This window comes from Thiohalobacter thiocyanaticus, assembly GCF_002356355.1.
Lineage (GTDB): Bacteria > Pseudomonadota > Gammaproteobacteria > Thiohalobacterales > Thiohalobacteraceae > Thiohalobacter > Thiohalobacter thiocyanaticus_A.
This window is the reverse complement of the sequence record NZ_AP018052.1, coordinates 2,884,620-2,897,500: the sequence shown is the minus strand read 5'-3', so window position 1 is coordinate 2,897,500 and position 12,881 is coordinate 2,884,620. Positions and strand designations below refer to the sequence as shown.

Annotated in this window: 11 protein-coding genes, 1 tRNA gene and 2 rRNA genes (1 of these 14 only partly in view); 11 read left to right on the top strand and 3 right to left on the bottom strand. The window is 64.2% G+C overall.

The features are described 5' to 3' along the window. The 8 genes from CFK21_RS13420 to CFK21_RS13385 form a co-directional block, all read left to right on the top strand. Positions 1-1,023 (top strand): 23S ribosomal RNA (locus CFK21_RS13420) (it extends 1,866 nt beyond the left edge of the window). A 117-nt stretch (positions 1,024-1,140) separates the two neighbouring features. Further along, positions 1,141-1,256: ribosomal RNA gene (rrf, locus tag CFK21_RS13415) — 5S ribosomal RNA — on the top strand. Between the two features lie 703 nt (positions 1,257-1,959). Continuing rightward, positions 1,960-2,673 carry a DUF1194 domain-containing protein gene (locus CFK21_RS13410; RefSeq protein ID WP_157745690.1) on the top strand — a complete coding sequence of 238 codons (714 nt, stop codon included), beginning with the start codon at positions 1,960-1,962 and terminating at the stop codon, positions 2,671-2,673. Positions 2,674-2,834: 161 nt separating this feature from the next. After that, positions 2,835-3,428, top strand: a complete 594-nt coding sequence (locus tag CFK21_RS13405) for a CBS domain-containing protein (RefSeq protein ID WP_096367131.1) — start codon at positions 2,835-2,837, stop codon at positions 3,426-3,428. A gap of 154 nt (positions 3,429-3,582) precedes the next feature. Continuing rightward, the gene (gene birA, locus CFK21_RS13400; RefSeq protein ID WP_197702957.1) at positions 3,583-4,623 is read left to right on the top strand and encodes a bifunctional biotin--[acetyl-CoA-carboxylase] ligase/biotin operon repressor BirA; all 1,041 of its coding nucleotides are present in this window, start codon (positions 3,583-3,585) and stop codon (positions 4,621-4,623) included. Further along, a complete protein-coding gene (locus tag CFK21_RS13395) occupies positions 4,620-5,411 on the top strand; it encodes a type III pantothenate kinase (protein WP_096367130.1) in 792 nt (263 codons plus the stop codon). Before birA ends, CFK21_RS13395 begins: the two co-directional genes overlap by 4 nt. Then, positions 5,408-6,361, top strand: coding sequence for an SPOR domain-containing protein (locus CFK21_RS15330; RefSeq protein ID WP_157745688.1), 954 nt, complete (start codon positions 5,408-5,410; stop codon positions 6,359-6,361). The genes CFK21_RS13395 and CFK21_RS15330 overlap by 4 nt, the downstream gene beginning before the upstream one ends. A 193-nt stretch (positions 6,362-6,554) precedes the next feature. Further along, positions 6,555-6,630, top strand: a tRNA-Thr gene (locus tag CFK21_RS13385). Between the two features lie 30 nt (positions 6,631-6,660). Here the strand turns inward: CFK21_RS13385 and CFK21_RS13380 are convergent. Then, positions 6,661-8,256, bottom strand: coding sequence for an SPOR domain-containing protein (locus tag CFK21_RS13380; RefSeq protein WP_096367128.1), 1,596 nt, complete (start codon positions 8,254-8,256; stop codon positions 6,661-6,663). 28 nt (positions 8,257-8,284) lie between these two features. Next, a complete protein-coding gene (locus tag CFK21_RS13375; RefSeq protein ID WP_096367127.1) occupies positions 8,285-9,082 on the bottom strand; it encodes an outer membrane lipoprotein-sorting protein in 798 nt (265 codons plus the stop codon). Positions 9,083-9,246: 164 nt separating this feature from the next. On the opposite strand from CFK21_RS13375, the gene lexA reads away from it, so the two are divergent. Continuing rightward, positions 9,247-9,837, top strand: coding sequence for a transcriptional repressor LexA (gene lexA / locus CFK21_RS13370; RefSeq protein ID WP_096367126.1), 591 nt, complete (start codon positions 9,247-9,249; stop codon positions 9,835-9,837). A gap of 10 nt (positions 9,838-9,847) precedes the next feature. Continuing rightward, on the top strand, positions 9,848-10,441 hold the full coding sequence (locus tag CFK21_RS13365; RefSeq protein WP_157745686.1) for a cell division inhibitor SulA: 594 nt from the start codon (positions 9,848-9,850) through the stop codon (positions 10,439-10,441). Between the two features lie 248 nt (positions 10,442-10,689). Here the strand turns inward: CFK21_RS13365 and CFK21_RS13360 are convergent, their stop codons facing one another. After that, positions 10,690-11,310, bottom strand: a complete 621-nt coding sequence (locus tag CFK21_RS13360; protein WP_096367124.1) for a hypothetical protein — start codon at positions 11,308-11,310, stop codon at positions 10,690-10,692. A 343-nt stretch (positions 11,311-11,653) separates the two neighbouring features. On the opposite strand from CFK21_RS13360, the gene CFK21_RS13355 reads away from it, so the two are divergent. Further along, positions 11,654-12,847 (top strand): ammonium transporter, encoded by a 1,194-nt coding sequence (locus CFK21_RS13355; protein ID WP_096367123.1) that lies wholly within the window; start codon positions 11,654-11,656, stop codon positions 12,845-12,847. Positions 12,848-12,881: the final 34 nt, after the last annotated feature.

Below are 12,881 nucleotides of genomic sequence, written 5' to 3'. Positions count from 1 at the left end.
TTGATCGAAGCCCCGGTAAACGGCGGCCGTAACTATAACGGTCCTAAGGTAGCGAAATTCCTTGTCGGGTAAGTTCCGACCTGCACGAATGGCGTAACGATGGCCACACTGTCTCTACCCGAGACTCAGTGAAATTGAACTCGCTGTGAAGATGCAGCGTACCCGCGGCTAGACGGAAAGACCCCGTGAACCTTTACTACAGCTTTGCACTGAACTTTGAATATGCTTGTGTAGGATAGCTGGGAGGCTTTGAAACCAGGACGCCAGTCCTGGTGGAGCCGCCCTTGAAATACCAGCCTGGTATATTTGAGGTTCTAACCTGGGCCCGTTATCCGGGTCGGGGACAGTGTATGGTGGGTAGTTTGACTGGGGCGGTCTCCTCCCAAAGAGTAACGGAGGAGCACGAAGGTACCCTCAGCGCGGTCGGACATCGCGCATTGAGTGTAAAGGCACAAGGGTGCTTGACTGCGAGACATACAAGTCGAGCAGGGACGAAAGTCGGTCTTAGTGATCCGGTGGTTCTGTATGGAAGGGCCATCGCTCATCGGATAAAAGGTACTCCGGGGATAACAGGCTGATTCCTCCCAAGAGTCCATATCGACGGAGGAGTTTGGCACCTCGATGTCGGCTCATCACATCCTGGGGCTGTAGCCGGTCCCAAGGGTATGGCTGTTCGCCATTTAAAGTGGTACGCGAGCTGGGTTTAGAACGTCGTGAGACAGTTCGGTCCCTATCTGCCGTGGGCGTTTGAGATTTGTGGGAAGCTGCTCCTAGTACGAGAGGACCGGAGTGGACGCACCTCTGGTGTTCCGGTTGTCACGCCAGTGGCACTGCCGGGTAGCTATGTGCGGAAGGGATAACCGCTGAAAGCATCTAAGCGGGAAGCCCCTCCCGAGATGAGATCTCACTGGGACCTTGAGTCCCCTGAAGGGCCGTTCGAGACGAGGACGTTGATAGGCTGGGTGTGGAAGTGCAGCAATGTATGAAGCTAACCAGTACTAATTGCCCGTGAGGCTTGACCATATAACACTCAAGCGGTTTGAGTGTGTGGGTTGGTCTCAACTCGAACGCAACTTACCCAAAGCATTTCAGTTTTCCGAATTGCGGTTGTGAGCAGGAGCTTGCAGCCGGACCAGTTTGCCTGGCGGCCATAGCGAAGGGGAACCACCCGATCCCATCCCGAACTCGGAAGTGAAACCCTTCAGCGCCGATGATAGTGTGGGGTCTCCCCATGTGAAAGTAGGTCACCGCCAGGCTTTAATCCCGAACCCCATGTCTGTACTCAGGCATGGGGTTTTTTATTATGGACATGGGGAGACCGCTAAGCGGTTCATCAGCTACGCCGCTGCGCGGCTCCGCGTTCACCGGGCTGCGTCCGTCCACAGGACGAACGGTCCCGGTTCACCCCCATGTGAAAGTATGCATGCAGAACCGCTTCGCGTTTCATTGCATGTACCTCACCCATCTCCGATGGGTCGAGGCAACCGCCAGGCTTTAATCCCGAACCCCGTGTCTGTAACCCAGGCACGGGGTTTTTCTATTCCGGCTTGCCGAATTCCCGGCCGGCCATTACGCGCGTACTGTCCGTTTCCCGCCCCTCCTGCTCCATATGCTGATTGAGTAATTCAATCAGTGGGTTGCAATGAATCGCATGCTGTGTCAGTGAAATTGACAGTCACTTCGCCATCCTGTCGGAAAGGTAACTTATTGATAATGATGTGGTCAGCGCCCCTTCGCCGGCTAGTGGCTGTGAATGCGCCAACCGGCGGTATGGATCTGCAGTAAAAGGCGTTAGGAATTTTTACAGCCTGATCTGATCAAGGCTGTATATGGTGCGCAACCATATGAAATTATTTGTTAAATATATTTGGCATGGCTTGTGCTTTTAAGGTAAGCAAAGGCACCTCAGTGCGCTTTGGCATGAACTTCAATCTCGAAAAACAACCTGGAGTAGCAACTATGAAATTCAATCTCCGCAAGACCATCATGGGAGTCGCCGCGTCGTTGCCGCTGCTGTTCGGCGCCAGCAACGCCATGTCCGCCGATGTCGAGCTGGCCCTGGCCATCGACCGCTCCGGCAGCATCAGCGGGGCTGACTTCGCCCTGCAGATCGGCGCCTATGCCTCGGCCCTGAACGACAGCACCATTCTGCCGCAGGACGGTACGGTCGCCATCGGCGTCTGGAGCTTCGGCCAGACGGTCGTCGAGCATTTTGCCATGACCGACATCACCGCCGGCAACATCGGCAGCCTGATTACCGCCATCAACGGCATCACCCAGTTCCAGTCGGGCGCCACCGCGCTGGGTCCGGCGATCGAAGATGCCGCTGCCGCACTGCTGGCCTATGACACCGGCGCCACCCGCCAGGTCATCGACGTTTCCACTGACGGTTCCGGCAACACCGGCATCAATCAGGTGACCGCAGCCACCAACGCGATCGGCGCCGGCGTGGACACCATCAACTGCATCGGTGTCGGTCCCTTCGCCAGCTGCAACTTCGAAATGGGTACGAACTCCTTCGAAGTCCTGGCTGACAGCTTTGCCGACTTCGAAAGCGCCCTGCGTCTGAAGCTGCGCCGCGAAATCACCGGCGTGCCGGAGCCGATGACCCTGGCCCTGATGGGCATCGCCCTGGCTGGCATCGGTGCCACCAGCAAGCGTCGCAAGGCCTGAGCACTACAGGTCAACAACACGCAATAGCGGCGGCCTTCGGGCCGCCGCTTTTTTTATGGCTGCTGATAAAGAGATTCGATCAGGAATCGGGTCCGGTGAATGGTGCTGCCCGGGTAGATGGGCTATAGATTCAGTACTGGCCATCGCATCAGGAGGCTGCCATGCAGGCACGTTACCCGTCCCTCGAACTCAAACGGCTGAGCGGTCCCGTCTCCTTCTTCACCCCGAGCCAGGCGCTCCCGGCAGAGGTCAGCCTGGAAAGCCCCGCCATCTTCTGCATGACCGATCTGCGGGTGGTCCCGGCCCTGACCATCGAGCCCCAGGTCTCGATCGATTGGGCGCTGGGGCGGATGATCGATGCGGGGGTGAGACTGCTGCTGGTGATCAATCCGGACTGGCAGATCCTGGGCCTGATCACCTCCCACGACATCCAGGGCGAGAAGCCGCTGCGGCTGGAGCACGAACTCAGCCTCAAATATGCGGAGATCCGGGTGCGGGATGTGATGACCCCGGTGGAGTTGCTGGACGTCATACCGATCCAGGATGTCCTGCAGGCCAATGTGGGTCATGTAGTGAGCACCCTGCGCATGACCGGCCGCCATCATGCCCTGGTTACGGATACCCTGCCGGAAGGACGGGAAGCGATCCGGGGTATCTTCTCGGCGACCACCATCAGCCGCCAACTCGGCTGGGAGATCCAGCCGACCCACCAAGCCAGCAGTTTCGCCGAACTGGAGTTGGCGTTGAATCACTGACGAATATCGGCTTGAGTTGCTCTCCATCATCCCGGGGAATGCCCGGATCCAGCCCACCAGGGCCGCGGTGCCACAAACTGCGGACAGACCGACTGCGCGCAGGATGCTGTGTTAAAATCGTGGCGAACACAGCCGGTTCACGCCTGGAAAATGATTGACGCCCACCCTGTCCGTACCGCCCCGCCGCAAGGTCTCCTCCGCCCGCAACCGACGAGACGCCGCCGTGCTTGAACTGGTGGGGCTGCTGGCCGACGGCCGCTTCCATTCCGGGCAGGGCCTGGCCGAGACCCTGGGTGTGAGCCGTACCGCCATCTGGAAACAGATGCGCCGGCTCGGTGAACTGGGCCTTGAGGTCCAGTCCGTGCGCGGGCGCGGCTACCGGCTGAGCCGGCCGCTGGAACTGCTTTCCCGCGAGGGCATCAGCGCCGGCCTGGACCCCGAGGCCGCCGGTGATCTCACCACCCTGGAGATCCTGCCCCGCACGGACTCCACCAACGAGGTGCTGCGCGCCCGGCTGGACGACCCCGCCGCCCACGGCCATGTCTGTCTGGCCGAGTACCAGCGCCGTGGCCGCGGCCGCCGCGGCCGCGACTGGATCTCGCCGTTTGGGCATAACCTCTATTTGTCGCTACTATGGCGCTTCCCCTGCGGGCCGGACACCCTGCAGGGGCTGAGCCTGGCCATCGGCACTGCCCTGGTCGCCGCCCTGGAGCAGACCGGGCTGCAGGGCGCCGGCCTCAAGTGGCCCAACGATGTCCTGGTCGAGGGCCGCAAACTCGGCGGCATCCTGATCGACATGAGCGGGGCCTCCGGCGGCCCGACCGCGGCGGTGATCGGCGTCGGTATCAATGTCGCCATGCCCGACTCGGTGGGCGCTGAGATCGAACAGGACTGGACCGACCTGCGCAGCCACCTCCCCGATGGGGTGTCGCGCAACCGGCTCGCCGCCGGCGTGATCAATCAGCTGATCGCGGCCGTGCGACAATACGAACAGACAGGCCTGGCCGGCTTCCAGCCGGCCTGGCAGCGCCACGACCTGGCGCACAACCGGCGCGTGACCGTGCACCTGCCCCACGAGGCAGTGGCCGGTCACGCCCGCGGCATCGACGCATCCGGGGCCCTGATCGTGGAGATCGAGGGCCGCCAGCGCCGGTTCAGTTCCGGCGAAATCAGTTTACGGTTGAGTACAGAATGATATTACTGATCGACGCGGGCAACTCGCGACTCAAGTGGGCCTGCCTGCAGGGGAAAAAGCTTCAGCCCGGCGGTGCCGTCCCTCGCAGCGCCGCCTCCACCCGGGATTTCGCAACGGCCTGGGACGAACTCGAACCCCCCGAGGCCGTGTTCGTCACCAGTGTGGCCGGCGACAAGTTCGACACGACCCTGACCAACTGGCTCAAGCGCAAATGGAAGTGCGAACCGACCTTCCTCACCACCCGCGCCAAGGGCTTCGGGGTGACCAACGCCTATGTCCAGCCCGAGCGCCTGGGTGTGGACCGCTGGCTGGCCCTGATTGGTGCCCATGACGCCTGGAACGGTCCGGTGTGCATTGTCGACTGCGGCACCGCCGTCACCCTGGACGCCATGCGCGGCGACGGCACCCACGCGGGCGGCCTGATCGTCCCCGGCCTGGTCCTGATGCAGGACAGCCTGAAGGAGAAGGCCAGCGGCATCGGCGACATCAGCCTCAACCCCGAGGCCAGCACCGGCCTGCTCGCCACCGACACCGGCAACGCCGTCATCGCCGGCAGTCTCTACAGCCTGGTCGCCCTGATCGAGCGCGTGGTGGGCGATCTCAGCCTGGAGTGGAAGGAACCGGTGCAGTGCCTGGTCACCGGCGGCGACGCCGAACAGCTGCTGCCCCTGCTCATGGTGAAGGCCGAGCACTGCCCCGATCTGCTGTTCACCGGCATGGCCGTGGTGGCGCGCCAGAGCGGCGCGGCCCAGCCGCCCGCGAGGACGAAGGAAAAGAAGCGGGCGTGAAATGGAGTATCTACATCCTGATCCTCGCGAACCTGCTGCTGTTCGCCTGGTGGTACCCGCCCACGGATCCAGTGCAGCAGACCCCGCCCGCGCCGCCGTTGCCGCCCGGGACCGAGTCTCTTGTGCTACTCGAAGAGCAGGACGCTCGGGCGCTGGCCGCCAGGGAAGCGCCGCCCGCTCCTGAACCGATCGTGCAGGCAGCCGCCGACGAGGCCGCGTCCGCATCCGTCGAGCCGCCACCCCCCGAACCGCTGCCCGATCTGGTGCAGGCGCCGCCCGACCCCATGCCTGAATCCGAACCCGCTCCGTCACCACAAGCCGGACCGGCTGGTGAGCCGGAAGCGCAGTCCACCCCGGAACCCGCGCCTGTGATTGCGTCCCCGTCCGAACCCGAGCCGGATTTCGAGATTTCATCCCTCGCGCCGGAACCGGCAACCGACTCAGCGCCACAGCCCGCACCCGAGCCCGAACCGGAACCCGAACCCGAACCGGAACCGGTCATCGCCTGCCTCAGCGTCGGCCCCTTCGCCGACGAGGCCGCCGCCGATGCCGTGCGCGAGCGCCTGACCGCCATCGGCCTGGAGCCGCAGCAGCGCAGCGAAGCCGTCCAGCAGCCCGCCGGCTACTGGGTCTACCTCGCCGCCCGTCCTCTCGATGAGGCCCGCGCCGTCGTCGAGGACCTGTCCCGCCAGGGCATCGAGGACTACTTCATCGGCCGCCAGAACTTCATCTCGCTGGGCGTGTTCTCCGACCGCGCCACCGCCGAGCGCCGCCGCGCGGAGATCGAGCAGTACGGTTACCAGCCCCAGGTCGAACAGCGCTTCCGCACCACCAGCCGGTACTGGCTCGACCTCGAGGCCCCCGAACCCGACCTGCCAAGCGAGGCCCAGTGGAACGACTGGCTCGGCCAGTACCCTGACGCCAGCCCCCAAACCAAGCCCTGCCAGTAAGCAGACTCAATCCCGAAAAAATACCCCGTCATTGCGAGGATGCCTTGACCCGCAGGGTAAGGTACCCATGATGAACCCCATAGGGGTTCTATGGGGGAAGTGACGTGGCAACCTCCAACCGACTGAGCCAGCAGCCTGAGATTGCCACCCGACACCCCCATCACCTAGAATAGCCCCGTCCAATCAACATCCTGCCGGCATAGCACAACTGGTAGTGCAACTGATTTGTAATCAGTAGGTTGGGAGTTCGAGTCTCTCTGCCGGCACCATATTCGCCCAATTGGTTTGCTTCTTACCTTTCAGTAGTAATAAGCAAACTCCATCTGCAGATAATCATCATCCCGGATACTCCCCAGCGTATCGCTCGCCTCAAGATTCGAGGTCGCCCGCGCCTCCAGGCTGAGCTTCCACTGGCTGCCGAAGCGGCGGCTGGCTTCCAGGTTGTAGAAGCGCTGGTCGCCGTTCTCGTCGAACACCACCCCGAACAGCAGTTCCGTTGAGTGCACGTCGTTGGGCGTCCAGCGCAGGCCCAGCATCAGGTCGTCCTGGAACAGGGTGGGGGCGGTATCATCGCGGGAGTCGTACAGGTATTCGGCCAGCAGGCCGAGGTCGGCGCGGCTGTCGAGGATGCCGTAGAGGGTGTACTCGAAACCGCCGGCGGCGGCCTCGAAGCGTTCGTCCTGGCCGCCGCGGGTGAGCCATTCCAGTTTCCACAGCCAGCCGCCCAGGGTGGCCTGCAGGTCCAGGCTGGTCTGGTTGATGATGGGGTAGTAGGGGGTCAGCACCGGATTGCCGGCGCCGTCGGTGCCGGCCTGCAGGACGGGGTCGCGGCCGGTGCCCCAGAAGTGCGCCACGCCGATATCGAAGGGGCCGAAGTAGCGCGACCAGCGCACGGCGGCGTCGGTGTGCAGGTGGCGGGCGCCGGATTCGTATTCCACCTGTTCGGTGTCCACGTAGGGCTGGGTGCGCAGGCGGCCGTCAGGGCCGGGGAAGGTGCGCGGGCGGAAGCCCGGCAGCACGAACAGGTCCAGGGTACCCCAGTCGCGGATCAGGGCCAGGTTGATCATGGGCTGGCCGAGCCGGTCCTCGGTGTCGGTGTTCTCCACCAGATCGGTCTGGTTGATGATGTCGACCAGGTGCACTGTCTCGGTCACGCCCCAGAACACCCGGCGCACGCCGACGCGCAGTTCCCAGTCCTCGGCGGCGCGGATCCAGGCCAGTTCACGGATATCGAAATGGGTGCGCTCGTCGTCCTGCTGATCCAGGCGCAGGAAGGGGCGGAAGGTAAAGCTCTGGTCGCCGTTGTCCCATTCGCGGTAGTACTCGGGTTCGAAGGCGAGCGAGAAATTGGGGCCGTCGTGCTGGTCGGGATAGCGACCGTCGCGGGGGAAGACGCGGGTCTCCAGCGCGACGTAGCCACTCCAGTCCTGGTAGACGTCGGACTCGGTCGTCGCCTCCGGTGCGGGCGCGGCGGGCCGGGACGGGGCCGGGGCGATGACGGTCGGCGCGTCGGGTGCAGCGGGTTGATCGGGGGCGGGCGTGGACGGGGCCGGGGCGGCGGTTTCCGGTTCGGTTGGTTCGGGCAGCGGGCGGATGAAGCCGCTCTGGAAGCTGCCGCGCAGGCGGTTGAGCAGGGCAGCGGCCTCGGCCTGGTTGGGCAGGCGGCCGACCACCACGGCGTTGTAGTCGTGGTTGCCGGAAATCAGAGGCAACACCTGCACCGGGGCATAGCCTTGGTTCAGCAGGCGCAGGCGCAGCCGCTGGGCGTTGTCAGCATCGGTGAAGGCGCCGACCTGCACCCCGTAGTCGGCGGCGGCCGCGGGCAGGGCGATGCCGGCCAGGCAGGCGGCCAGGATCAGGCCGGGCAGGGTGCGGGTGCGGGGTCGGTTATGCATGTCCCTTGCTCTTGGCTGTTGTGGTTGTTCAGCGGGCGCGCTTCAGGCTGTTCCGGTCAAAGTCTCTATCGGTCAGTCCGGTGCCGAATTGATAGTCGCTCCAGATCAGGCGGGTGGTCTTGCCGGTCTGGTGGTTCTCCATGTACATCTCGGCCGGGCGCCAGTACTGGTCCGCATACTGCTGGTAGCCGTGCAGGGTCAGGGTTTTCAGCCTGGCGTCCTTGCGGTCGTGGTAGACCGTCTGCAGCGGCTGATGGATCTGCTGATCGATCCAGACCACTTGGCGAGTATAGCCGGAGTGTTCATATTCCGGATAGCGCTCGATCACGAAGGTCGGCCGGCCGTTGTAGTCCTCTTCGCGCAGGAATCGGTAGCTGTACTTCTCCACTTCCTGCGAGGTGAGATCCTCGTAGGCGAATTCGCTGCCCATGAAGGGGCCGGACTTGTTGTTGGATGCAATGCGCTTCACCCGCTTGAGCGCAGGCAGATACAGCCACTGGTCGTCGGGCTTCAATGCATGGGTATGGCTGAGCAGGGCGGTGCCCTGCACGTCGCGCGGCTGATCGAAGATGATCAGACTCTTGTCGCCGTCGTCCTCGACTTCCAGAAACCGGGTGCGCAGCTCGCGGATGCTCTCCTCGCCCTGGCGGTTGCGCAGCACCATGCGCATGGCGGCGGTGTAGTCGCCCCAGCCGCTGTCGCGGCGATCCATCTCCTGCGCGATCGCCAGGCCGCGTGCTTCCGGACTCGGCTGATCCGCGGCCAGAGCCGGCGCCGGCAGTACCAGGATGGCCAGCAGGAGACGAGTAAACCAGCGTGAAATCATAAGCTTGACTCCGTTGATCTTGGGGGCGACCGGCCCCGGAACCGCTGTCTACTATACCGTCGGCACCGGGCCGGTGAAACGGGACCCGGTCACAGCGGGACTTGCACTGGCCGGATACCTGTATATAATCCCAGATAACTGTACAAATACTCAGTAGGTGTCCGATGAGCACACTCACCCCGCGCCAGAGCGAAATCCTCGACTACATCCGCGACTGCGTCGCCGAGTACGGCGCCCCGCCCACCCGGGCCGAGATCGCCGAGGCCTTCGGCTTCCGCTCCGCCAATGCCGCCGAGGAGCACCTCAAGGCGCTGGCACGCAAGGGCGTGATCGAGTTGATGTCCGGCTACTCGCGCGGCATCCGCCTGGTCGAGGACGGCCTGCCGCTGGTCGGCGAGGTGGCCGCCGGTTCGCCGCTTCTGGCCGCGGAGCATGTCGAGGAGCATGTGCGCCTTGACCCCGACTTCTTCCATCCGCGCGCCGACTACCTGCTGCGCGTGGTCGGGGACAGCATGCGCGATGCCGGCATCCTGGACGGCGACTTGCTGGCGGTGCACCGCACCGACCAGGTGCGCAACCAGCAGATCGTGGTGGCGCGGCTGGAGGGCGAGGTGACGGTCAAGCGCTTCCACAAGCGCGGCAACCGGGTCACCCTGCAGCCGGAGAACCCTGAGTTCAAACCCATTGAAGTCAACCTGCGTGAACAGGAACTCGCCATCGAGGGCCTGGGCGTGGGTGTCATCCGCCGGGATTGAGGAGCGCACCATGGAATCCACACTGCATCAATTGAACCCTGCACCCGCAGGCGATGCCGGGCGCGTCGTCACCACCGGCATCCCGGCCCTGGATGCCTGTCTGCCCGCGGGTGGCTGGCCGCGGGTCGGGCTGATCGAACTGCGGGTGGAGGATGCCGGTGCGGCCATGCTGCCGCTGCTGCTGCCGCACATGGCGCAGCTCAGCCAGGCTTCGCGCTGGCAGGCCTGGCTGTCGCCGCCCTTCGCGCCCTACCTGCCGGCGCTGGAACGCGCCGGGGTGGCGGCCGACCACCTGCTGCTGATCCGTCCGCGCAGTCACCAGAACGGCCTGGAGGTACTGGAGCGTGCCCTGGCGCTGGGCAATTTCGTCTCGGTGTTCGCCTGGCCGCTGGCCCAGGAGACCGACCTGATGCAGCGCCTGCGCGCCGCCGCCCAGCGCGGCCAGTGCCAGGCCTTCCTGTTCAGCACCCTGGCGGACGAGAAGGTGGCCGCCGATGTGGACCTGTGCCTGCGCGTGCGCAGCCATCCCGAAGGGCTGAGCATCGAACGTCTGTCGCCCCACGCCGGCCGCGCTCAGCCGGCCTCGGTGCTGCTGCGCCAGTAAGCCAATCCGTGTTCCCCTTACCCTCAGGGACGAGGGCCATTATTTTGTAAATCCGTCATCCCGGCGAAGGCCGGGATCCAGTACTGTAGGTCGGGTTAGCCCGTCAGGGCGTAACCCGACACGACACGATCCGCCGGCCTGTCGGGTTACGCTTCGCTAACCCGACCTACAGTACTTCGCGGGAATGACGGAAAAGGTGTTAATCAGAGATCCCTGTAGTCGTAATCATTTTCAAAATGCCGCGGGTCTTATCCCAGCTGCCGCCCCAGCGACTGGCCGTAGATCAGGATCGCCGGCAGCTGCACCGCGCCGGTAAGATGCCAGTGCAGTATCCTGCCCGGGGTGAGAGCCTCCCCCTGCATCGGCGCCAGCCGCCGCACCAGCCGCTGCCCGACCCAGGCCCAGATCAGGATCAATCCCAGCGCCAGCCAGCCCGGCGCCAGACTCACTTCCAGCTGCAGCCGCTGGCCCAGCCAGTGAAACAGCAGCGCCGTGGCCGCCAGGGCCTGGACCAGCAGTACCACGCCCGGCAGCCGCCCGAGTCCCGGCAGCAGCGGCAACAGCAGGCTGAGCAGGAACAGCAGGTTGATCAGATCGGTGATGCGGCCGTCCGCACTGAGCAGTTCCAGCATTCCCGGTGCCGTGGTCAGCCCGTAGGGCACGGGGTAGGCAAGGAGCAGGAATGCCAGCAGCGCCAGTACCTCGGCCAGCGGGATGAAGATATGGTCGGCGATCCAGGCGCTGGCCGGGTACTGGTGGTAATGCGGCTCCAGCCGCAGTTCGGCCAGCGCGAACAGGCTGCTGACCAGGACGAAGGCCAGCAGGGCCAGCAGCAGGCGGGGCTGGAACAGCAGATCGACAAATGACATCGGGCGCGGGTCTCCACCCTGCGGTTGTTATTGGTTTGTGCAGGGCGGATTCTACCGCTGCAGCATCCGGGCGTCCTGCACCGTGGCGTGGCGCGCGGCTGCTTCGGCGGTGCGCATGGGTCCGGTTGCCCGAAACCTGCGTGTCTCGAGCGGGCCGCGCGCCCTGCCAGTTCGCCCCATTCGGGAGCGGTTCGGGGCGGCGCTGCACCATGGATGTGCAATTACAGCGGTCCTCTTCTGCTGCGATTTTTCATCATACTGTTTTATATCCCTTTAATTCCCGGGCACGATTACTGCTTCCTTGTGGCGCAATTCGAACAACGACAGTGCACGAGGGGACACAATGGAAGCATTCCAGTCGGGAACCGACGTACTCTTCATCCTGCTCGGCGCCATCATGGTGCTGGCCATGCATGCGGGCTTCGCCTTTCTCGAGGTGGGCACGGTGCGGGCAAAGAACCAGGTCAACGCCCTGGTCAAGATCATCAGCGACTTCGCGGTGTCGACCATTGCCTACTTCTTCATCGGCTACGGGATCGCCTACGGGCTGGGTTTTCTCGATCCGGCCGAGGCGCTGATCTTCAACAACGGCTATGAACTGGTGAAATTCTTCTTCCTGCTCACCTTCGCCGCGGCCATTCCCGCCATCATTTCCGGCGGCATCGCCGAGCGCGCCCGCTTCTATCCCCAGCTCGCGGCCACCTTTGCGCTGGTCGCCCTGATCTATCCCTTGTTCGAGGGCCTGGTCTGGAACGGCAACTTCGGTTTTCAGGGCTGGCTGGAACAGACCTTCGGCGTCGGCTTCCATGACTTCGCCGGCTCGGTGGTGGTGCATGCCATGGGCGGCTGGCTGGCGCTGACGGCGGTGCTGCTGCTGGGGCCGCGCCACGGCCGCTACGGCAAGAATGGCGAGATGTATGCCCATCCCCCGTCCAGCATCCCCTTCCTGGCGCTGGGGGCCTGGATCCTCACCGTGGGCTGGTTCGGCTTCAATGTGATGTCGGCCCAGACCGTGGAGGCGATCAGCGGCCTGGTGGCGGTGAACTCGCTCATGGCCATGGTCGGGGGTGTACTGGCGGCCCTGTTCGTGGGTCGCAACGACCCGGGCTTCGTGCACAACGGACCGCTGGCCGGGCTGGTGGCCATCTGCGCCGGCTCCGATCTGATGCATCCGCTCGGGGCGCTGGCCACCGGTGCGGTGGCGGGCGCCCTGTTCGTCTGGACCTTCACCCTGACCCAGAACCGCTGGAGGATCGACGACGTGCTTGGTGTCTGGCCGTTGCACGGCCTGTGCGGCGCCTGGGGTGGCATCGCCGCCGGCATTTTCGGCAGCACCGCGCTGGGCGGTCTGGGCGGGGTCAGCCTGCCCGTGCAGCTGATCGGCACCCTGGCCGGTATCGGCATCGCCCTGATCGGCGGCTTCCTGGTCTATGGCCTGATCCGTATGATTGTCGGCCTGCGCCTGACCCAGGAAGAGGAATACCTGGGCGCGGATCTGAGCATCCATCGCATCAGCGCCACTCCACCCTATGAATGAAGCAGGCGCTGATTGATTTCCTTTCGTCATCCCG